The 20,932-nt window shown below is 64.2% G+C and carries 16 protein-coding genes; 12 read left to right on the top strand and 4 right to left on the bottom strand.

Annotation, left to right across the window (positions count from 1 at the left end):
• Positions 1 to 34: 34 nt before the first annotated feature.
• From DAEP_RS0106430 to rarD, 10 genes are all read left to right on the top strand, one after another.
• Positions 35 to 1,279 (top strand): sarcosine oxidase subunit beta family protein, encoded by a 1,245-nt coding sequence (locus DAEP_RS0106430; protein WP_027244075.1) that lies wholly within the window; start codon positions 35 to 37, stop codon positions 1,277 to 1,279.
• A 33-nt stretch (positions 1,280 to 1,312) separates the two neighbouring features.
• Positions 1,313 to 1,654 (top strand): sarcosine oxidase subunit delta, encoded by a 342-nt coding sequence (locus DAEP_RS0106425; protein WP_008553648.1) that lies wholly within the window; start codon positions 1,313 to 1,315, stop codon positions 1,652 to 1,654.
• A 49-nt stretch (positions 1,655 to 1,703) separates the two neighbouring features.
• Positions 1,704 to 4,736, top strand: coding sequence for a sarcosine oxidase subunit alpha family protein (locus DAEP_RS0106420; protein ID WP_027244074.1), 3,033 nt, complete (start codon positions 1,704 to 1,706; stop codon positions 4,734 to 4,736).
• On the top strand, positions 4,729 to 5,295 hold the full coding sequence (locus tag DAEP_RS0106415) for a sarcosine oxidase subunit gamma (protein ID WP_027244073.1): 567 nt from the start codon (positions 4,729 to 4,731) through the stop codon (positions 5,293 to 5,295). Before DAEP_RS0106420 ends, DAEP_RS0106415 begins: the two co-directional genes overlap by 8 nt.
• Positions 5,296 to 5,488: 193 nt before the next feature.
• Positions 5,489 to 5,932, top strand: coding sequence for a hypothetical protein (locus tag DAEP_RS0106410; protein WP_027244072.1), 444 nt, complete (start codon positions 5,489 to 5,491; stop codon positions 5,930 to 5,932).
• A 137-nt stretch (positions 5,933 to 6,069) separates the two neighbouring features.
• A complete protein-coding gene (locus DAEP_RS0106405) occupies positions 6,070 to 6,486 on the top strand; it encodes a hypothetical protein (RefSeq protein WP_027244071.1) in 417 nt (138 codons plus the stop codon).
• A 117-nt stretch (positions 6,487 to 6,603) separates the two neighbouring features.
• Complete coding sequence (locus tag DAEP_RS0106400) at positions 6,604 to 7,206, top strand: superoxide dismutase (RefSeq protein ID WP_027244070.1); 603 nt, start codon at positions 6,604 to 6,606, stop codon at positions 7,204 to 7,206.
• A 154-nt stretch (positions 7,207 to 7,360) separates the two neighbouring features.
• Positions 7,361 to 7,555 carry a hypothetical protein gene (locus DAEP_RS0106395; RefSeq protein WP_008557427.1) on the top strand — a complete coding sequence of 65 codons (195 nt, stop codon included), beginning with the start codon at positions 7,361 to 7,363 and terminating at the stop codon, positions 7,553 to 7,555.
• Between the two features lie 4 nt (positions 7,556 to 7,559).
• Complete coding sequence (locus tag DAEP_RS0106390; RefSeq protein WP_008557062.1) at positions 7,560 to 8,015, top strand: host attachment family protein; 456 nt, start codon at positions 7,560 to 7,562, stop codon at positions 8,013 to 8,015.
• 71 nt (positions 8,016 to 8,086) lie between these two features.
• Positions 8,087 to 8,998 carry an EamA family transporter RarD gene (rarD, locus tag DAEP_RS0106385; protein ID WP_027244069.1) on the top strand — a complete coding sequence of 304 codons (912 nt, stop codon included), beginning with the start codon at positions 8,087 to 8,089 and terminating at the stop codon, positions 8,996 to 8,998.
• Here the strand turns inward: rarD and DAEP_RS0106380 are convergent.
• Positions 8,935 to 9,486 carry an LOG family protein gene (locus tag DAEP_RS0106380; RefSeq protein WP_027244068.1) on the bottom strand — a complete coding sequence of 184 codons (552 nt, stop codon included), beginning with the start codon at positions 9,484 to 9,486 and terminating at the stop codon, positions 8,935 to 8,937. The genes rarD and DAEP_RS0106380 overlap by 64 nt on opposite strands.
• A gap of 124 nt (positions 9,487 to 9,610) precedes the next feature.
• On the opposite strand from DAEP_RS0106380, the gene DAEP_RS0106375 reads away from it, so the two are divergent.
• Positions 9,611 to 11,194: a LysM peptidoglycan-binding domain-containing protein gene (locus DAEP_RS0106375; RefSeq protein ID WP_245595059.1), complete on the top strand. Its 1,584-nt coding sequence runs from the start codon at positions 9,611 to 9,613 to the stop codon at positions 11,192 to 11,194.
• 97 nt (positions 11,195 to 11,291) lie between these two features.
• Entirely contained in the window at positions 11,292 to 13,121 is a 1,830-nt protein-coding gene (locus tag DAEP_RS0106370; protein ID WP_036760469.1) for an ABCB family ABC transporter ATP-binding protein/permease, read from the top strand.
• Positions 13,122 to 13,209: 88 nt separating this feature from the next.
• On the opposite strand, the gene DAEP_RS0106365 is transcribed toward DAEP_RS0106370, so the two are convergent.
• The 3 genes from DAEP_RS0106365 to DAEP_RS0106355 form a co-directional block, all read right to left on the bottom strand.
• Positions 13,210 to 15,369, bottom strand: a complete 2,160-nt coding sequence (locus tag DAEP_RS0106365; RefSeq protein WP_027244065.1) for a methyl-accepting chemotaxis protein — start codon at positions 15,367 to 15,369, stop codon at positions 13,210 to 13,212.
• Positions 15,370 to 15,823: 454 nt separating this feature from the next.
• Positions 15,824 to 19,660 carry an efflux RND transporter permease subunit gene (locus DAEP_RS0106360; protein WP_027244064.1) on the bottom strand — a complete coding sequence of 1,279 codons (3,837 nt, stop codon included), beginning with the start codon at positions 19,658 to 19,660 and terminating at the stop codon, positions 15,824 to 15,826.
• The gene (locus tag DAEP_RS0106355; protein ID WP_027244063.1) at positions 19,657 to 20,772 is read right to left on the bottom strand and encodes an efflux RND transporter periplasmic adaptor subunit; all 1,116 of its coding nucleotides are present in this window, start codon (positions 20,770 to 20,772) and stop codon (positions 19,657 to 19,659) included. Before DAEP_RS0106355 ends, DAEP_RS0106360 begins: the two co-directional genes overlap by 4 nt.
• Positions 20,773 to 20,932 lie beyond the last annotated feature (160 nt).

Below are 20,932 nucleotides of genomic sequence, written 5' to 3'. Positions count from 1 at the left end.
ACCCGCTAACAGACACGAACCATCGGATTCGCTCATGAAACGCTATTCAGTCTTTGCTGTCGCGCGGGAAGCCCTGCGCTATCACACCGGATGGGAGCGCGCCTGGCGCTCGCCGGAACCCAAACGCCACTACGATGTGATCATCGTGGGCGCGGGCGGGCACGGCCTCGCCACCGCCTATTATCTGGGCAAGAATTTCGGCATCACCAATGTCGCGATTATCGAGAAAGGCTGGCTCGGCGGCGGCAATACGGGCCGGAACACCACCATCATCCGCTCGAACTACCTGCAGGATCCGTCTGCTGCGATCTATGAAAAGGCCCGCAGCCTGTACGAGACCATGTCGCAGGACCTGAACTACAACGTGATGTTCAGCCCGCGCGGCGTGATCATGCTGGCGCAGACCGAGCATGAGATCCGCGGCTACAAGCGCACCGCCCATGCCAACCAGCAGCAGGGCGTTCAGACCGAGTGGATCACGCCGGAGCGCGTCAAGGAAATCGTGCCGATCATCAACCTGCACGGCCCCCGATACCCGGTGCTGGGCGGCCTGTACCAGGAACGCGGCGGCACCGCCCGCCACGATGCGGTGGCCTGGGGCTACGCCCGCGCATGTTCCGACATGGGCATGGACATCATCCAGAAATGCGAAGTCACCGGCGTGCGCGTTGAGAACGGCCGCACCGTTGGCGTCGACACTACCAAAGGCCCGATTGATTGCGACAAGCTGGGCATGGTTGTGGCGGGCAATGCGTCTGTGCTGGCCGAAATGGCGGGCTTCCGCCTGCCGATGGAATCCGTGGCGCTGCAGGCGATGGTGTCCGAGCCGATCAAACCCTGCATGGACGTGGTTGTGATGGCCAACACCGTGCACGGCTACATGTCCCAGTCCGACAAGGGCGAGATGGTCATTGGCGGCGGCACCGACGGGTTCAACAACTATACCCAGCGCGGCAGCTTCCACCATATCGAGGAAACCGTGCGCGCGCTGGTCGAAACCTTCCCGATGGTGTCGCGCCTCAAGATGCTGCGCCAGTGGGGCGGCATCGTGGATGTGACCGGCGACCGCTCGCCGCTGATCTCGAAAACGCCGGTCCAGAACTGCTTCATCAACGCAGGCTGGGGCACCGGCGGCTTCAAGGCGATCCCGGGCTCCGGCTGGGCGATGGCGGAGCTGATGGCCACCGGCCATTCGCCGCTGACCGAGGAGTTCTCGATGATGCGCTTCAAGGAAGGCAAGTTCATCGACGAGAGCGTCGCCGCCGGTGTGGCGCACTAACGCTGCAGAATTCAATTTTACGGAGCAAGCACCATGCTGATCCTTGAATGCCCCTATTGCGGCGTCAAAGCCGAAGAAACCGAACTGGCCGCGGGCGGCGAAGCGCATCTGAAGCGCTTTGGCCCCGGCTCCTCGGATGACGAGTTCCACGACTACCTGTTCATGCGCGAAAACCCCAAAGGCGTTCACTTTGAGCGCTGGCGCCATGCCAACGGCTGCGGAAAGTGGTTCCACGCCGCCCGCTGCACCATGACGCTGGAGGTCTTTGGCACTTACACCGCACAGACCAGCGTGCCGCCGCAGGAGATCCAGGACAAGATCTCTGCCAAACGCCCGGGCTGGACCTGGCGCGAATTTTCGGACGGTCAGAAATGATCCGCCGCCTGACTGAAACACCCGCTTTTCTCTTGAAAGGTCTGCGCACATGAGCACGCGTCTTGCCAAGCACGGCCGGCTGATCGACCGCTCCAAACAGATCGCCTTCACTTTCAACGGCAAGTCCATGAAGGGTTATGCCGGCGATACGCTCGCATCCGCCCTGCTGGCCAACGGCCAGGTGATGATGGGCCGCTCGTTCAAATACCACCGCCCGCGCGGCGTTGTCGCTTCCGGTTCGGAGGAACCCAATGCGCTGATGCAGCTGGGGGTGGGCGACCGTTATGAGCCCAACCAGCGCGCTACCACCACCGAACTGTTCTCAGGCCTTACCGCGCAGTCGCAGAACCACTGGCCGAGCCTGGAGTTCGACGTCCTGTCGATCAACAACAAGCTGTCCCGGTTCCTGACCGCCGGCTTCTATTACAAGATGTTCATCCACCCGCGTCCGCTGTGGAAGCACGTCTATGAGCCGATCATCCGCAAGTCTGCCGGTCTTGGCGCAGCCCCCGACAAGGAGCTGAAGGACGCCGACATCTACGAGCACTTCTACTTCTTCGCGGATGTGCTGGTCATCGGCGGCGGCGTTGCCGGTCTGCAGGCCGCCAAGGCGGCGGCGGCGTCCGGCGCCAAGGTTCTGGTGCTGGAGCAGAACAACTACTGGGGCGGCCGCGCTCCGGTTGACGGCGGCACCATTGACGGCGAAGCACCCGAGGCCTGGATCGAGAAGACCCTGGCAGAGCTGCGCGGGATGGACAACGTTACGCTCCGCGACCGCTGCATGGGCTCCGGCATCTATGATCACGGCTATGCCCTGGGCTATGAGCGCCTGACCGACCACGCGCCGGGCCAGGGCGGCCCGCGCCATCGCCTGTGGCGCATCCGTGCGTCGCAGATCGTCACCGCAACCGGTGCCATCGAGCGTCCGCTGTCCTTTGCCGGCAACGACGTGCCGGGCGTGATGCTGGCTGCCTCGATGCGCGACTATGTGGTGAACTGGGGCATCAACCCGGGCCAGAAGGTTGTGGTTGCCACCAACAACGACGACGCCTACCGCACAGCACTTGTGCTGCATGACGCGGGCATCGAAGTGGTCCGCGTGGTCGACACCCGCGAAACCGGCGGCGGCGCGCTGATGGAAGCGGTCCGCGAGAAAGGCATCCGGGTCGAGCTGGGCCGCGCCATCGCCAAGGTGAAGGACGGCAAATGCGTGACCGAGGTTGCCATTTGCGCACAGAATGGCGAGGGCGGCGCGCGTGAGGTCGTGCAGGCTGACGCGGTTGCGATGTCCGGCGGCTGGTCGCCGGTTGTCCACCTGTGGTCCCACTGCGGCGGCAAGCTGATCTGGGATGAGGCGAACGCCAACTTCCGCCCCGATGCCTCCCGTCCGCCGCTGAGCCATGACGGCAACGGCTTTGTGGTTCCGGCAGGCGCCGCGAACGGCGAATTCGGCCTGGGCGCCATCCTGGAAGATGCAGCCGCAGCAGGTGCTAAGGCGGCTGAGGCGGCTGGCTTCCCGGCGAAATCCGTGGCGGCTGCCAAGGGTGAGTCCGAGGCGGAAGCACAGATGGAAGCGGTCTGGCTGATGCCCGCCAAGGCAGACATCAAGCTGCGCATGAAATCCTGGCTGGATTACCAGAACGACGTGAAAGTGTCGGACGTGCAGCTGGCGGCGCGTGAAGGCTATGAGAGCGTTGAGCACACCAAGCGCTACACCACGCTGGGCATGGCCACCGACCAGGGCAAGCTGTCCAACATCAACGGTCTGGCCATTCTGGCCGACAGCCTGAACTCGGAAATCCCGCAGGTGGGGACCACCACCTTCCGTCCTCCGTACCACCCGATTTCGCTGGGCGCGATCGCTGGCGAGGCACGGGGCGAGATCTTCCAGCCGGTGCGCAAGACGCCGATCTACGACTGGTTCGACAAGAACGGCGCGGATTGGGAGCCGGTGGGCCAGTGGCGCCGTCCGTTTGCGATCACCCGCCCGGGCGAGGACCGTCATGCCGCGGTGAACCGCGAGGTGAAGAACACCCGCGAAAACCTCGGCCTGCTGGACGCCTCGACCCTGGGTAAGCTGATCGTCAAGGGCCCCGATGCAGGCAAGTTCCTGGACATGCTGTACACCAACATGATGTCCACGCTGAAGCCGGGCAAATGCCGCTATGGCCTGATGTGCACCGAGAACGGCTTCCTGATGGACGACGGCGTGGTGGCCCGCATCGACGAGGACACCTTCCTGTGCCACACCACCACCGGCGGCGCCGAGCGCATCCATGGCCACATGGAAGAATGGCTGCAAACCGAATGGTGGGACTGGAAAGTCTACGTTGCCAACGTGACCGAGCAGTACGCGCAGATCGCCGTGGTCGGCCCCAAGGCCCGCAAGGTGCTGGAGAAGCTGAACGCGGCAGCGGGCGGCGGCATGGATGTCAGCAAAGAAGCGCTGCCCTTCATGGAATGGCGTGACGGTAAGATCGGCGGCTTCGACGCCCGCGCTTACCGGATCTCCTTCTCGGGCGAGCTGTCCTATGAGATCGCGGTTGCGGCCTCTGAGGGCCAGGCGTTCTGGGATGCGCTGATGGACGCAGGCAAGGAATTCGGCGTCATGCCCTATGGCACCGAGACCCTGCACATCCTGCGCGCCGAGAAGGGCTTCATCATGATCGGCGACGAGACCGACGGCACCGTGATCCCGCAGGATCTGGGGCTGCATTGGGCGCTGTCCAAGAAGAAGGACGACTACCTGGGCAAGCGTGCTCAAGCGCGGTCGCACATGACGGATCCGGACCGCTGGCAGCTTGTTGGCCTGGAAACGGTCGACGGTTCGGTGCTGCCGGACGGCGCCTATGCGGTGGGCGAGGGCATCAACGCCAACGGTCAGCGCAACATGATCGGCCGGGTGACCTCGACCTATTACTCCGCAACCCTGGGCCGCGGCATCGCCATGGGCCTGGTCAAGCACGGTCCCAAGCGGATGGGTGAAGTGATCGAGTTCCCGGGCACCGACGGTCAGACCTACAAAGCCAAGATCGTTGACCCGGTCTTCTACGACAAGGATGGAGAGAAGCAGAATGTCTAAGGCTGTTTCCGTACTGAACGGCGCCCGGTATTCCGGGCTGGCCAAGGTCGAGGATGCCGGTCTGCAGGGGATGATCACCCTGCGCGGCGATCTGGAGTCCGCAGCGCTGAAGGCGGCCGTCCAGGCCGCCACCGGCGCCGGGGTTCCGGCACAGGGCGCCATCTCGGTTGCCGAAAACGGCGCTGCCGCCTGGATGTCGCCGGATGAGCTGCTGCTGCTGGTGCCTTACGAGGATGCGGTTGCCAAGACCGCCGAAGTGGCCGAGGCGCTGAAGGGCGAGCACGCGCTGGCGGTGAACGTCTCCGACGCCCGTGCCTTCTTCCGCCTGTCGGGCGAGGGCGCGCGCGAGGTGCTGGGCAAGGTGAGCCCGGTGGACTTTGACGCCGCCGCCTTCACCCCCGGAAAGTTCCGCCGCTCGCGCCTGGCGCAGGTGGCCGGCGCCTTCTGGATGAACGAGGACGGCAGCTTCTGCATCGTCTGCTTCCGCTCTGTGGGGGAGTATGTGTTCAAACTGCTGAGCGCAGCCGCTCACCCGCAAAGTAAAGTGGGTGTTTATTAAAATTACAACTCGCTTTTTGCTTGTGACGCCATGGCGCGTCATTTACGGTGCCCCGGAGATGATCCTGGGCACCATTTTATTTTGAGCTGATGCCCCTGGACACGTTCCTTCACAGGGATTGAAATTTGTATATTTATCAGCTGGTTCCTGGGCTTTGGGGGCTGCTGCGTAAAGATGTTTCGGGGGGCGGCTGATGGGTCTGCTGAATTGCGGCTATGTTGCGCTATTATTAACGTTCGCCGGGGCGGCTTCCGCAGCGGATTCCAGTTTCCGCTGCAACCTGGAACCGATCTCCGGCGACGCCTGGGTGCCCAGTAAAATCGCAATTGATTTCTTTGATGATTTCAACACGGCGCAGATCACCGATGCCGCCTTCGGCGTCTCTGTGCCCGCGAAAGTGGTCAAGCGCAGCGGATCTTCATATGTGCTCAGCTGGTCGCTGCCGGGCCTTGCCGTGCTGATGGAAAGCGGCGAGGCTGAACCGCGGTTTCGGGCCGTGCTGAACATGTCCAACTTGAAAATGAGCATTCAGTCGATCCGCCTGGAAGAGGGCACCACGCTGCCGCGCGGCTCCGGCAGCTGCGAACGGGTGGACTCGCTGTCGCTGCTGGCGCAGTACCAGGTCTATTTGCAGTAGCCAGCGGCCCGCTCCGCCAGGCGCTGTGCAGCGGTGCCGGAATGCAGCAGGTGTCTCTTTGGCCCGTGCATCAAACCCCTTGCGCCGGCACGCTGGTTGCATTCATCTCTCCCCAACGGATTTGAGGTTTTTAGAATATGAAGCGATTTCTTCTGGCGGGCTGTCTTTCGGCCGCGGCCGTTATTGCGCAGCCGGTCCTGGCTGAGACGGTCTATGACTGCGACATCAAGATGTTTACCAGCAACGGCTGGATTGCACCGCGGGTTCTGGTGCTGTGGGAGGACAGCAGCAAGACTGCAAAGATCTATGACGGCTACATTCAGGAACTGGTTGGTGAACCCCTGGACGCGACGGTCACGCATCGCAAGAACAATGCATATGACCTGTCCTGGCGGGTGAATGACATTCCGGTCAGCAACGCCCGGACCAAGGCGGACGGGCTCTACTCTGCCGTCTTTGACATGGATAAGAACACCCTGTCGATCCGGGGCGTCATCACCGGCTTTGCGAACGCGCCGCGCGGGCGCGGCAGGTGCAACGTTCAGCAGGACTGAGCGGGGGCATTGACCGGAGACCTTGCACGGATTTCGTGCCCTGGCCTCTTGACCTGCAACCCGCCGCACCGCATGTATCTGCGCAGGAACGCAAACAATTTTGACAGGGGGCCCAAAATGGCTTTTGAACTTCCCGATCTTCCTTATGCACATGACGCACTGGCCGCCAAAGGCATGTCGGCAGAAACCCTGGAATACCACCACGACCTGCACCACAAGGCCTATGTCGACAACGGCAACAAGCTGATCGCCGGCACCGAGTGGGAAGGCAAGTCGCTGGAAGAAATCATCAAAGGCACCTACGACGCCAATGCGGTTGCTCAGAGCGGCATTTTCAACAACATCTCCCAGCTGTGGAACCACAACCAGTTCTGGGAAATGATGGGTCCTGGCGAAAACAAGATGCCGGGTGAGCTGGAAAAGGCGCTGACCGAAAGCTTCGGGTCGGTCGACAAGTTCAAGGAAGAATTCTCTGCCGCTGGCGCAGGCCAGTTCGGCTCCGGCTGGGCGTGGCTGGTGAAGAAGGCAGACGGCTCGCTGGCGGTGACCAAGACCGAAAACGGCGTCAACCCGCTGTGCTTTGACCAGACCGCGCTGCTGGGCTGCGACGTGTGGGAGCACTCCTACTACATCGACTTCCGCAACAAGCGTCCGGCCTACCTGACCAATTTCCTGGACAACCTGGTGAACTGGGAAAACGTCGCCTCCCGCCTCGGGTAAGACAGCAGGAGCGGAAGCCGCTTTCCAGGCTGGCACCGCATCAGAAGATTCCGCCCGCGCAGCGTTGCTGTGCGGGCTTTTTCGTGGTTGTCTCAGGAACAAGTGCCTGCTGCTGCGCGTTGAAACACTACATGTGCAATACAAGGAGGCTCCCATGGCTGAACGCAAACGATCGACGGACGGACGCCGCGAAACGGACGAGATTCCCGGCGCGAAAGGGAGCGTCTCGCAGCAAGGCCGGGCTGGCGGCGGACTGCAGCGCGACATCGCCTCTGAAGACGAGCTGAAACGGGCCAAGGAACGTCCGGCGGGAACAACACGCGTGACGAAATCCAAGGAGGAGGAGTGACACTATGACCTTTCTGACGCAGGGCACCTGGGTGCTGGTTGCGGACAGCGAAAAAGCGCTGTTCCTGGAAAACACCACGGACGCGCAGAACCCGAACCTGAAGGTGCGGCGCAAGGACGAGCAGGAAAACCCCTCCAATCGCGAACAGTCGGCAAACCGGCCCGGGCGGTTCAACGACGGCCCCAGCGTTCACCGTTCGGCGGTGGATGACACCGATTGGCACCAGCTGGCCAAGGAACGGTTCGCGTCGGATCTGGCGGACCGGCTGTACAAGATGGCCCACAAGGGCCAGTTTGAGCGCCTGGTTCTGGTGGCAGCCCCAGAGGTGCTGGGCGAATTGCGCAAGAACCTTCACAAGGAGGTCGCCGACCGCGTGGTGGCCGAGGTCGCGAAGAACCTGACCAACCATGAGACCAGCAAGATCGAGTCCATGGTGAAAGAGGCGCTTGAGAACGGCTGACGGTTGAGCCGGGGGCTTGACCCTTGCCCCTGTCCGGTGTCTGTCAAAGGGCGCAGGGGCAGGGGCAAATCATGCGGGACACACAGTTAGGCGTCATGGCGATGATCGCGGCCTGCGTGGTTTGGGGGCTGTCGGGCATCTACTACAAGGCGCTGTCGCATGTGCCGCCGGAACAGGTGCTGTCGCACCGGGTGCTGTGGTCCTTCCTGTTCTTTGCGGGCGTTCTGCTGGTGCAAGGGCGGATCGGCGCCTTGCGCGCTGCTTTCTCGGACCGTCGCGGTGCGCTGCTGCTGGCCCTTTCCACCGCGATGATCTCCCTCAACTGGTTCGTGTTCATTTCCTCCGTCCAGAACGGCCATGCGACTGAGGCCAGCCTGGGCTATTACATCTTTCCCTTGCTGAGCGTGCTGCTGGGGCGTCTGGTGTTCGGCGAGCGGCTGGCCCGGGCGCAGTTGCTGGCGGTGCTGCTGGCCGCGGCCGCGGTAGCGGTGCTGTCCTTCGGATTGGGGGCCGCGCCGCTGATCCCGTTGGTGCTGAGTGTGAGCTTCGCGCTCTACGGCGTTGCCAAGAAACGGCTTTCCCTGGGGCCAGTGGTGTCGGTCACCGCCGAGGTCCTTCTGGTCCTGCCGGTGGCGCTGGCGGTGATCTGGATGACCGGCGGCGCGGGTTTCTTCGGCAGCCCTGCAGACGCGGCCATGCTGGCGTTTTCCGGCATCCTGACAGGTCTGCCGCTGATCCTGTTCAGCTTTGCCGCCAAACGGGTGCGGCTGGGCACCGTCGGGGTCTTGCAGTATCTGAACCCGACCTTGCAGTTCCTGGTGGCGGTGCTGCTGTTTGCGGAGCCCTTCACCCCCTGGCACGGCGCAGCATTCGCGCTGATCTGGAGCGCTGTTGCGGTCTTCTCCTTCTCGGCCTTGCGTCAGGAGCGGGCGTCGCGCAGGGCGGCGATGGCGGCCACCGGGGTGTCGGCCCAGATCAGGTAATCCGCCAGGTCCTGGCCGGCAAAGCCCTCCCCGATGACCTGTTCCACCAAGGCGCGCAGCTTGTCCCAATAACCGGCTGTGTTCAGGATCACGATCGGCTTGGAATGCAGGCCAAGCTGGCGCCAGGTGAGCGCCTCGAACAGCTCATCCAGGGATCCCGCGCCGCCGGGCAGCACGATCACCGCATCGGCGTTCCACAGCATCACCTTCTTGCGCTCGTGCATGGTCTCGGTCACCACATAGGTGGTGAGATCCGACTTGCCGACTTCGCGCCGTTCCAGGTGGCTGGGGATCACCCCAAAGGTCTCGCCGCCGGCCTGCTGGGCCGCGCGGGCAACCTCGCCCATCAGCCCGACATCACCGGCGCCATAGACCAGCCGCATGCCGTTGCCGGCAAGCGCGGCCCCCAGGGCGCGGGCGGCTTCTGCATAGGCGGGCTGCGCGCCTGCGCGCGATCCGCAATAGACGCAGACGGATTTGATGCTCATCGGCCAGCCTTTCCGTGGAATTTCAAGATGAAACGCAATTGCTGTTTTGACCCGTGATAGCTGGATTGCTAGGTTTGCTCAACTAAGCGGAAGGGAACATTCCGCAAACGTCGAAGGGGAAGACATGGCGGATGCATCTGGAAGCGGGGGGCTGGGGGCTCTCACACTTGGCGCTATTGCCGGGGTAGCCGTGGTGCTGGGCGGAGTGGTGCTGTACCAGCTGGGCGTGTCCGGCACCGGCCAGCCGGGGCGCGACGCCGCGGACGGGCAGGCTGAAGGGCAGGCCGTACGCGGCAGCGAAGAGTTCACGGGCGACGGCGAAGAATCGGGCCAGCCGTTGCAGAACCGCGCAGCAAACGCGCCGGTGGACGCGGAGGATGACCGCGCGGCAGCGGAGGCGGAGCCGGTGGAAAGCCCAGCGGTTTCGAAGGAGCCTGCGGCGGAAACCTTGGCAGCAGACACGCCGGCAGCGGCTGAGGAAGCGCCGGCAACTGCCTATGAAGAAACGGAAATCCCACCGGTTGAAGGCCCCGCGGAGGGTGAGGAGATTGCTCTGGCCGCGCCCTCTGATCCTGCAGCGGACGATCGCAAGGAAGACCTTTTCGTTCTGCAAGCGCCGGAGCTGGATCTGGTGCGGGTGGACCGCGACGGCGCGGTGGTGATTGCCGGGCGCGCGCAGGCGGGTGTCCGGATTTCGGTAATGCTGGATGGCAAGGTGCTGGAGCAGCTGGAGGTTCCGGCTGGCGGCGAATTTGTCTCGCTGACCACCATTGCCCCAAGTGCCGATGCGCGGGTGGTGTCGCTGCTGGCAGAGCACGGCGGCCAGCAGAGCGCCTCAGGCGACACCTTCATTCTGGCGCCGGTCAGCCCGGCGGAGGAAATCGCCTCTGGCGCGGGCGCCAGCGCACCGGCAGAGGCGGCAGCAGCGCCAGAAGAGCAGGTTGCAATGCTGGACCCGGCGGCCGGAGCAGAGATAGCGCAGCCCGCTGAGACCGCAGCAGGGGCGGAGCCGGACGGCGCCGCAGACGATGCAACCGGGGAGGCCGGGACGATAGCGGCAACCGGCGGCCAGCAGAATACTGCATCCCCCGCACCGGCAGCGCCGACCCCGGCGGTTGCCGCTGACCCTGCCGCGCCGCAGCTGCAGGGCCAGGCTGTTGCGGTGCTGCGCGCCGGGCAGGACGGGATCGAAGTGGTGCAGCCGGCGGTCCCGGACGACCCCGAGCTGAGCGATGAAGTGGCGCTGGATGCGATCAGCTATAACGGTGCCGGCGCGGTGCAGCTGACGGGCCGGGCGCGGCCCAAGTCGCGGGTGCGGGTTTATGTCGATAATGCGCAGGTTGCCGAAATTGACACGGCTGAGGACGGCCGTTGGAATGGTGAGCTGGAGAATGTGCCGCCCGGTCTCTACACGCTGCGCGTCGATGAAATCGAGCCGGGCAGCGGCAAGGTCGTGAGCCGCCTGGAAACCCCATTCAAGCGCGAGGCGCCCGATGCGCTGCCGCAGCCTGCGGGCGATGCCGCGCCGGATCAGCCGGCGCCGCTGGTGCGGGCGGTGACGGTGCAGAAGGGCGACACGCTCTGGGCAATCTCGCAAGAGAAATTCGGCAGCGGCTTCCTGTATGTGCGGGTGTTTGAGGCCAACAAGGGCGCGATCCGCAATCCGGACCTGATCTATCCGGGGCAGGTCTTTACCATCCCCGAATAACCCCGGGAAAACGCGCCCTTGCGGCGCGTTTTTTCTGCCTGCCCCTCGCAAATCCGTGAACAGGTGAATATCTGAAGCGGTCTAGCCAGGAAACGCCATGACCCAGACAGACCAGGCGGCCGTGCCGTCCCAAGCAGACATCGCCAAGGAAGAGCGCCGCTCCGGCCTGCGTACCCTGCGCAAAGTGGGGCCGTATCTGTGGCCCGAGGGTAACCGTGCGGTGAAGGTGCGCGTGGTGCTGGCGCTGGCGGTGCTGGTGCTGGCCAAGCTGATCGCGGTCTATACGCCGATGCTTTACAAGGGCGCGGTGGACAGCCTGGCGGGCGAGGGCGTGCCTCCGCTGGCGCTGGGGGCAGTCGGCCTCACCGTCGCCTATGGCGTGTCGCGGATTCTGACCACCGGCTTTCAGCAGCTGCGCGATGCCGTCTTTGCCCCGGTGGGCCAGCGGGCGCTGCGCCGTCTGGCGCTGGAGACCTTCACCCACATCCACCGCCTGTCCATGCGCTACCACATCACCCGCAAGACCGGCGGTCTCAGCCGGATCATCGAGCGCGGGGTGAAGGGCGTCGAGTTCCTCTTGCGTTTCATGCTGTTTTCCATCGGGCCGCTGATCCTGGAGCTGACGCTGGTCGCGGTGATCCTGACGGTGCTGTTTGACGCCTGGTATCTGGTCGTGGTGACCGTGACCATCGGGCTGTATGTCTGGTTCACCTTTGCGGTTACCGAATGGCGGGTGAAACTGCGCAGGGAGATGAACCAGCAGGACACGGACGCCAATCAGAAGGCCATCGACAGCCTGCTGAATTTCGAGACGGTCAAGTATTTCGTCGCCGAGGAGCGGGAAGCCGAGCGTTATGACAGCGCCATGCGCGGCTATGCCCGCGCGGCCCTGAAAACCGCCTATTCGCTGGCGGCGCTGAATTTCGGCCAAAGCCTGATCATCACCGCGGGCCTCATCGGGGTGATGGTGATGGCGGCCATCGGCGTGGAGCAGGGCAGGCTGACAGTCGGTGATTTTGTCATGGTCAACGCCTACATGATCCAGATCACCGTGCCGCTGAATTTCCTTGGCACCGTCTACCGCGAAATCCGCCAGAGCCTGGTGGACATGGGGGAGATGTTCGACCTTTTGGAACAGCCCGCGGATGTGAGCGACCGGCCCGGCGCCGGGAAGCTGAAGGTCAATGGCGGCCGGATCACGCTGGAGGATGTGCGGTTTTCCTATGATGCCGGGCGCGAGATCCTGAAGGGGATTTCGCTGCAGGCGGAGCCGGGCCAGACCGTGGCGATTGTCGGCTCCACCGGGTCGGGCAAATCGACCATCGGGCGGCTCTTGTTCCGGTTCTACGACGTCACCGGCGGGGCGCTGAAGATCGACGGTCAGGACGTGCGCGACGTGACCCAGAAAAGCCTGCATGAGGCGATCGGGGTGGTGCCGCAGGACACGGTGCTGTTCAACGACACGATCCGCTACAACATTGCCTATGGCCGCGACGGGGCCACCCAGGAAGAGGTGGAGCAGGCGGCGCGTGACGCGCAGATCCATGACTTTATCGTGACGCTGCCGGAGGGCTATGACACCCAGGTGGGCGAGCGCGGCCTGAAGCTGTCGGGCGGGGAGAAGCAGCGGGTGGGGATTGCCCGGACGCTGCTCAAGAATCCGCCGGTGCTGCTGCTGGATGAGGCGACCTCTGCGCTGGACACCGATACCGAGCAGGAGATCAAGGAGGCGCTGGCCCGCGCCGGGCAGGGGCGCACGGTGCTGACCATCGCGCACCGGCTGTCGACCATCGCCGAGGCGGACAGGATCGTGGTGCTGGAACAGGGCGAGATCGCCGAGACCGGCACCCATGAGGAGTTGCTGGCCCGGGACGGCCGCTATGCCCGGCTGTGGCAGCGCCAGCAGGCGGATCAGGACGCGGCCTGAGCAGGGGTTTGGACCGCGCCCGATACGGTCAAAAGGAAAGGCCGGTCAAACGAAAGGCCTTCCTGCATTTTCAGATGTGCCGCAGGGGTCAGAAATCGCTCCAAGCGGCGTTTGCGGCCCGGGCGGGCATCGGAACGGCGGCGCCGAATGCGATGTCTTCGCCGTGGGCGCTTGGCGCTGCAGGCGTCGCTGCGGGCGTTGCAGCGCCGGACGCGCCGTTTATCCTGAACTGCCCCATCAGCTCCGCAAGTTTGCTGGCATCGGTGTGCAGCATGTGGCCCGCGGCGGTGGCTTCCTCGACCATGGCGGCGTTCTGCTGGGTGACCTGATCCAGCTGGCCGACGCCGGTGTTGATCTCGCCAAGGCCGGTGGACTGTTCGGCAGCGCCCTCGGCGATGTTGGAGACCAGTTCCGCAATGGTGTTGACGCGGGCGGCGATGCTGGTCAGCGCGTCGCCGGTCTTGCCGACCAGATCGACCCCCTGCTTCACATGCGCCGAACTGTCCGTGATCAGCGCCTTGATTTCGGTCGCGGCATCGGCAGAGCGCTGCGCCAGCGCCCGCACCTCTGAGGCGACAACGGCAAAGCCCTTGCCGGCCTCGCCCGCCCGCGCCGCTTCGACCCCTGCGTTCAGCGCCAGCAGGTTGGTCTGGAAGGCGATGTCGTCGATTACGGAGATGATCTGGGCGATCCGCACAGAGGACTGTTCGATCCCGGTCATGGCTGAGACCGCGTTGCGCACCACCTCGCCGCTGGCTTCGGCCTCCTGACGGGCTTCCTGCATGGTGCGCTCGACATCGCGGGCGCCATTGGCGGAGGATTTGACCGAGGCAGTCATCTCCTCCAGCGCTGCGGCGGTCTGTTCCAGCGTTGCGGCCTGGCTCTCGGTGCGGCTGGACAGATCGTCCGAGGCGGAGCTGATTTCGGTAGCCCCGTTGTGGATGCTGCGCGTTGCCGCGATCACCTGTTGAATGGTGTCCTTCAGCGTTTCCACGGTTGTGTTGAAGCTGTGCCGAAGCTGTTCGTATTCCTCCGGAAAGGCCTCTTCGATGATGCAGTCCAGATCGCGGCGGGACAGGCGCGAGAGACGGTCGTCCAGCGTGCCCACAACGGCGCCGCGGTTGGCGATGCGGCTGGCCTCGATGGAGGCAAGCCGGTCCTCGGCCTCGGCCAGGGCGGCGCGGGTTTTTTCCATCGCCCGGCTCAGGCCGCCGGCTTCGGTCCGGTCGTTCAGATGGGCCGGTTCAAAGTCGAACTCCTTGCGGGCCAGCCGGTCCAGGTCCGCTTGCAGGCTGCCGAACTGCCGGGTGAAGGACAGGATCAGGCGCAGGCCCGTCAAACCGCTGAGGATCAGGGCAAGCGCAACCGCCGCCAAGGTCGCGATCAGCGCCTGGCGGGCTTGCGAAGCCTCCTGCTGCGCGCGGGCCGTCATCGCGTCCGTGACGGTGGTTTCCGCCGCCCGCAGGGAGCTGACCCAGCGGGTCGCCCGCTCAAACCAGTCTGTGACGGCAACCTCAGGGGCCGGGGCGCCGGGGCCTGCGCTCAGAACCTGCCCGCGGATGCCGGGCAGGCCGCTGGGGGCCAGGCCTGCGCGCAGATCCAGCGCCGGGAGGCTTTGGCCAAAGGCATGCGCGGCGATGTCAAGAAGCTGGCCCTCAACCGCGCCCGTGCGGGTGAACCAGCGGTAGGTTTCCAGGGAAAAGCTGCCCTGACCGAAACCGGAGGCCCCCGCAGCGCGCTGCTGGCCTGCGGCTTCCTTGGCGTAGGCGAGGCTCACCAGCCCGGTGCCAAGCTGCGCCAGTTCGGCATTCTTGGGGTGCAGCAGCCGGATGCTGACATCGCGCAGGACACTGGCGATTGCCTCCGAGTAGCGCGCGCCCATCTGGCCGGGCTGGAGCTGGCGGCCGCTCACCGCTTCCCGCAAGGCGGCCAGCCCCTCCAGATGCTTCAAGGAGGCGGCAGCGGCCGGCGGCACCTGACGGATGGCGTTGTCGGATCTGGCACGGGCTTCTGTGAGCGCCCGGGAGGCCGCCGTGCCGCCGGAGGACAAAAAGACGGCAGACAGGCCGCGTTCGACCTGAAGGTCGTGAATGACTTTCATCAAAGCCACAGATTCCCCCGTCTCGGCCTCAGTAAGTTGCGCGTCCTGAAAGCGGTCCCAGTCCGAAAGCGCCTTGAGGCCGCCGACCCCGGCCAATGCCAATAGCGGGATTATGATCAGCGCCAGAATTTGCGAGCGTAGTGACATTTTTCTTTGTCCCAACCAGTAAGTAAATGCGGAGCGGCAGTATCCCGGTTCCTGCCGCTCCGTTGCACGCAGGGGCTAACAAACTGTGAACGTTTGAATTGGCCTGAAACCCCATGAAATCATGCGGAAATTTTGGATGCTTTGTTTGCGTCACCTGGCGGCGCGTGCTGCCGCAAACCGCTGAAAAGGTATGATCGGGAGTCATTATTAGCCAAGGCCGGCGTGTTGGGCCGTTTTGAAATATTCAGGTTTTTCAGATGGTTGCAAGTGTGTGCTCGGAAACCCGAAAGCGATGCGAAATTTTTCAGGGTAGGCACAATTGTCGGGAAATTTCACCCCTGCAGCTCGGCAAGCCGCCGGCAGGCAGTGCATTTGCCGGGACTATGCGGGGCTGCGGCGCAAGGCAGGTCTAGCGGCAGATATGAAAACGCCCCGCCAGCCGGCGGGGCGCTGATTATTCGGCGGCGCGCAGCCTGCCTTCGGAGGGCGGCGAGGGTTCATCGCCGTCTTCTGCCTGCGGCTCCGGTTTTGCCGGGGCGGGGGGCACATCACCCTCCCACAGGATTTCCGTGGTCGGCAGGGCGCGGGCCTTCTTGAACAGGCGCGAGTCCTGCGCGATCCGGCTGGAGCGGCCGCGGGTGATCCGCGACAGCATCCGCCCCAGGGCCCGCATGTAGGTGGAGAACCACACCCGGATGGCCAGCAGCGACGGGGTGACGACCAGTGTCAGAACGGTGGCGATGCCCAGGCCAAAGACCACGGCGGTTGCCAGCTGTTTCCACCACAGCGCGGTGGGGCTGTCGATCGAATAGCCGCCGTTGATGAAGTCGAGGCTGACGCCGAACATCATCGGCGTCAGGCCCGCCATCGTGGTGATGGTGGTCAGCAGCACCGGGCGGATACGCGCCTCGGCGGTGCGGATGATCGCCTCGATCCGCGGCATCTGCTGGCTGAACTCCTGATAGGTGTCGATCAGCACGATGTTGTTGTTCACCACGATCCCCGCCAGCGCCACGATGCCGGTGCCGGTCATGATGATCGAGAAAGGCTGCTGCATCACCATCATGCCGATCAGCACGCCGGTGGTGGAGAGCACCACGGCCAGCAGCACGAGCACAGAGTTGTAGAAGCTGTTGAACTGGGCCAGCAGGATCACGAACATCAGGGCCAGCGCGCCGGCAAAGGCTTTGGACAGGAAGGCGCCGGATTCCTCCTGCTCCTCCTGGTCGCCTGTCCATTCCCAGTTGATGCTGCGCGGCAGCGGGTCGGTTTCCAGCCATTCGGTGAGAACGGCAATCCGCTCGTTCGAGTTCACAGGGCTGATCTTGGCGCCATCGTCCAGCGCTGCCAGTACCGCGTCAAAGCTTTCGGCGCCTGTCAGCGTCACCAGCTCCATCACCCGGCCGTTCGGCGCGGTGAGGCTGTCGCCGTTGGCCGCCGTGCCTTCCGGCACTTCCTTCAGCAGGGCGAGCCGGGTCATTTCACCGCTGTCCGGATCTTCCACGATGACTTTGTTCAGGCCGGCCTCGACGTCGGCCTTGACGTCATAGAAGCGTTCCTGGCCGATGCGGTTGATCTTGGCCAGTTTCGGCACCGGCTGGCGGGTGACGAAGTTCGACAGCGGCACCAGCCCGTCGGTGGTGCGGACCTTGAGGTTGTCGAGCGTCGACAGCACCCGGTCCTGTTCCGGCAGGCGGACGCGGATCTCGATCTCCTCGTCGGAGCTGTCGACCCGCATGGTGTCCAATAGGATGCCGCGGGTGACCAGCTGCACCATCGCGCCGACAGTCGCCACATCGGCGCCGTAGCGGCCGGCTTTCTCGACGTCCACGTCGATCTGCCAGTCGATGCCGGGCAGCGGCAGGCTGTCTTCGATCAGGATCAGGCCGGGGGTGTTCTCGAACTTCTCCCGTGCGGTCAGGGTGGCGGCGGTCAGGTCCTCCCAGCCGTCGCCGCGCAGGCGCAGGTGCACCGGCTTGCCGGAGGCGGGGCCCTGGGCCAGGGCGCGGACCTCAACCTCGAATCCGGGCAGCTTGGCGAGCTGCGCGTTCAACTGGTCGATCACGGTGTTGCCGTCATATTCCTCGGCGATGATTTCTTTCTCAAAGCCCAGGTATTTGCTCAGCAGCCCGCCGAACCAGCCGTCCAGCGGCTCGCTTTCGGTGGGGCGTTCTTCCCACGGGATGATCTCGAACTGGACCTGGCCGATGGTGTCCGGCGGCAGCTGCGCGCCGGAGCTGTCGGTGTTCAGGCCGCCGTCGCCTGCGAAGGAGAAGACGTTGATCACCGCCTGGTGCTCCAGAATGACCTCCTCGGCGGCGCGGACCATGTCGTCCTTTTCCTGAAGGGAGATGTTGCCTCGGGCGCGGACATAGGCAGTGGCCTGCTCCGGTTCCGAGTCGACGAAGAATTCAACGCCGTAGTTGTTCTCGCTGAACATCGAGAAGACGGTCACGATGGCGAAACCCACCGCGGCAATGGTCACCACCGGCATCACCGGGTTGCCTGCGATAAACTTGATCGCGTGACCGAACGGCGTGTGGTGGTAGCCGGGGGCGACCTCCTTTTCCTCGCGCTCGATCTTCACGGCGCTGAGGGTGATGGAGGCGGCGAAAGCGGCAAGGGTAAAGACCAGACCGCCGAACAGGACGCCTGCCATCGGCTCGGTTCCTGCGGCCAGCAGGTAGGAGGGGTTCAGCATCTGCATGGCGCCTGCAAACATGCCCCACATGGAAACCGGCACCAAAGCCGCGCGCAGCCACCAGGGCGCCAGCGTCCGCAGCCCGTGGGAAGCACCCTCGAACGTGCGGCTGATGCGGCCGGTGACGCCGCCCATCACGGGCAGGTAGATCAGCGCCACGACCAGCGAGGCGGACAGAACAAAGATCAGTGTGACCGGCAGCATGCCCATGAACTCACCCGGCACGCCGGGCCAGAACAGCATCGGCAGGAAGGCGCAGAGCGTCGTCGCAGTGGAGGAAACGATCGGCCAGAACATCCGCTGCGCCGCCTCGACATAGGCGTGCATCGGGCCGGTGCCTTCCTTGATCCGCTTGTCGGCGTATTCCACCACCACGATGGCGCCATCGACGAGCATCCCCACAGCGAGAATCAGGCCGAACATCACGATGTTGGAAATCGAGATGCCCATCAGCGCCAGCAGGGCAAAGCACAGCAGGAAGGAGGTCGGGATTGCAAAGCCCACCAGCAGCGCCGCGCGGCTGCCAAGCGCCGACAGCACCACGATCATCACCAGCGCAATCGCGGTCAGGACCGAGCCTTCCAGCTGGCTGACCATGGAGCCGACCACGCGGCTCTGGTCGTTGGAGGTGCCGACCTCAACCGCGGCCTGCAGCTCCGCCGGCCATTTGGACTTGGACTCCTCCAGAGTCGCCTTCACCAGGTTCACGGTGTCGATCAGGTTGTAGCCCTTGCGCTTCACCACCTGCAGAGCAACCGTGTCCTCGCCGTTGAAGCGGGCGGTGCCTTCGCGGTCCTCGAACGTGAAGTTGATCTGTGCCAGCTCGCCCAGCTTGACCACGCGGTCGCCGTTGGTCTTGACCGGCAGCTGGTAGATGTCCTGCACATCGTCAAAGGAGGAGGGGATCTTGACCGAAAACGCGCCCTGGCTGGTTTCAATCTCACCCGCCGCAATGAGCTGGTTGTTGTTCTGCACAACATTGATCAGCTCCAGCGCCGTGACGTTGTAGGCCTCCAGCCGCAGCGGGTCGATCAGCACCTCGACCATCTCGTCGCGGTTGCCCGCGATCCCGGCTTCCAGCACTGCATCCAGCGCCTCAAGGTCGTCCTGCAAGTCTTTGGCGATGCGCGCCATGGTGCGTTCCGGCACGGCGCCGGTGAGGTTCACGATGACAATCGGAAACTCTGAGAAGTTGATCTCGGTGATCGAGTATTTCTCGGCCCCTTCCGGAAACTCCGCCTCAGCCTTGTCCATGGCGTCGCGCACGTCGGCCATGATGGCAGTCTTGTCCCAGCCGAACTCGAACTCCAGCGCCACCCCGGCATAGCCTTCGGCGGCGGTGGAGGTCATCTTGTCGAGCCCGTCGAGGTCGGCAAGCTCGGTCTCCATCACCTTGACCATCAGGGATTCGGCGTCCTCGGCGGAGATGCCGGGGAAGGGGACCGAGATAAACAGGGCCGGGATCTCGATGTCCGGCTCGCCTTCCTTGGGCAGCATCGAATAGGCGAAGCCGCCGACAAGCAGCGAGATTGCGATGAAGGCGAGGACCATCCGGGCGCGGCCGGCGGCCCAATCGACGATGCCAATCACTGTTCAGTCTCCCGGTAGGTGGCCGCCACGGCGACGCCTTCGGTCACAAAGTCCTGCCCCACGATGATCACATCCGCGGTTTCGGGCAGGCCGCCCAGCCAGACGCCGTCGGCCTCATCCCGCAGCAGCTGCACGGGGTAGAATACCACGGTGCTGTCAGATCCGACAACGCGCACGCCCAGCTGGCCCTCGTTGTTCAGCGTCAGCGCCGATTGCGGCAGCTTGTGCGCCAGCGAGCCGGCCGAGGAAATCGCGATGTCCGCGGTCTGGCCGTCGCGGATGCTGAGGTCCGGGTTCGGCACGGTAATCTCGACCTCAAAGGTGCGGGTCGTGGGATCGGCGGAGCGGCTGAGGAAGGTGACCTTGCCCTGAACCGTCTGGCCGGTGGACAACTCGGCACCTGCGGTAGCGCCCAGTTCCACCTTGTTGACCTCAGCCTCCGGCACGTAACCCACCAGCTTGATGGTATCGAGCTGGATCACGGTGCCGCAGAGGCTGCCGGGCTGCAGCAGGCTGCCAAGCTCCGCGGTGTCGCTTTCCAGCAGTCCTGCGAAGGGGGCGGTGATGGTCAGCCGTTCCAATTCCTTTTGCGCCGCGGCAACCGCGGCCATGGCGGTGCGTTCCGCAGCTTCGGAGGCGGCCAGACGGGTTTCGGAGGCATAGCCGCCTTCGGACAGTTTCGAGGCGGCGGTGAGGTTGATTTCGGCTTCTTTCAGCCGCGCCTGAGCCTCCTGCAGTGCGGCGTCGCGGGTGCCCGGATCCAGCTGGCACAAGACGTCGCCCCGTTCAACATGGGTGCCCTTGCGCAGCGGCTCGGAAACCACGGTGGACGTGGTTTCGGCCCGCACCTCCACTTGGCGGATGGCCTGGGTCTGGCCGCGCAGGATCACCGCGCTGCCGATGGTGCGCGCCTTGCTTTTAAGCGCAACGACCCCCACGCGCGTTTCCTCCGCCTGGGCCAGGGCTTGGCCTTCGCCCTCTGCTATTTCGGACTGAGCGGCATCCGGGGCATCTTCGCCGCGGGCAAAGGCCATCAGTTCGTCACGCTGAATGACCACCATATAGAGGCTGGCTGTCACCACCACCGCGGTCAGCATCGGAATGATACGCATGTCGGGCCTTTCCTTGTTCCTGTCAGCTCCCTGTGTGCTGTGCTCTGGTGCCGCCGGGCGGCAGGGCCTGATTACAAGGAGAGTCGCGCGTATGTGATAGGCCTGATATAGGATATGTCCATTCTAAACTAAGTGGTTTAGTTCACATTTCTTGCGTTTG

It is taken from the genome of Leisingera daeponensis DSM 23529 (assembly GCF_000473145.1).
GTDB classification, from domain to species: Bacteria; Pseudomonadota; Alphaproteobacteria; order Rhodobacterales; family Rhodobacteraceae; genus Leisingera; species Leisingera daeponensis.
This window is presented reverse-complemented; position numbering and strand designations above follow the sequence as displayed.

Coding starts and splice junctions, on each gene's coding strand:
- DAEP_RS0106405 (WP_027244071.1), top strand. CDS start 6,070: ATGAAGCGATTTCTTCTGGCGGGCTGTCTTTCGGCCGCGGCCGTTATT.
- DAEP_RS0106425 (WP_008553648.1), top strand. CDS start 1,313: ATGCTGATCCTTGAATGCCCCTATTGCGGCGTCAAAGCCGAAGAAACC.
- DAEP_RS0106410 (WP_027244072.1), top strand. CDS start 5,489: ATGGGTCTGCTGAATTGCGGCTATGTTGCGCTATTATTAACGTTCGCC.
- DAEP_RS0106375 (WP_245595059.1), top strand. CDS start 9,611: ATGGCGGATGCATCTGGAAGCGGGGGGCTGGGGGCTCTCACACTTGGC.
- rarD (WP_027244069.1), top strand. CDS start 8,087: ATGCGGGACACACAGTTAGGCGTCATGGCGATGATCGCGGCCTGCGTG.
- DAEP_RS0106390 (WP_008557062.1), top strand. CDS start 7,560: ATGACCTTTCTGACGCAGGGCACCTGGGTGCTGGTTGCGGACAGCGAA.
- DAEP_RS0106420 (WP_027244074.1), top strand. CDS start 1,704: ATGAGCACGCGTCTTGCCAAGCACGGCCGGCTGATCGACCGCTCCAAA.
- DAEP_RS0106365 (WP_027244065.1), bottom strand. CDS start 15,369: ATGTCACTACGCTCGCAAATTCTGGCGCTGATCATAATCCCGCTATTG.
- DAEP_RS0106415 (WP_027244073.1), top strand. CDS start 4,729: ATGTCTAAGGCTGTTTCCGTACTGAACGGCGCCCGGTATTCCGGGCTG.
- DAEP_RS0106355 (WP_027244063.1), bottom strand. CDS start 20,772: ATGCGTATCATTCCGATGCTGACCGCGGTGGTGGTGACAGCCAGCCTC.
- DAEP_RS0106395 (WP_008557427.1), top strand. CDS start 7,361: ATGGCTGAACGCAAACGATCGACGGACGGACGCCGCGAAACGGACGAG.
- DAEP_RS0106370 (WP_036760469.1), top strand. CDS start 11,292: ATGACCCAGACAGACCAGGCGGCCGTGCCGTCCCAAGCAGACATCGCC.
- DAEP_RS0106430 (WP_027244075.1), top strand. CDS start 35: ATGAAACGCTATTCAGTCTTTGCTGTCGCGCGGGAAGCCCTGCGCTAT.
- DAEP_RS0106400 (WP_027244070.1), top strand. CDS start 6,604: ATGGCTTTTGAACTTCCCGATCTTCCTTATGCACATGACGCACTGGCC.
- DAEP_RS0106380 (WP_027244068.1), bottom strand. CDS start 9,486: ATGAGCATCAAATCCGTCTGCGTCTATTGCGGATCGCGCGCAGGCGCG.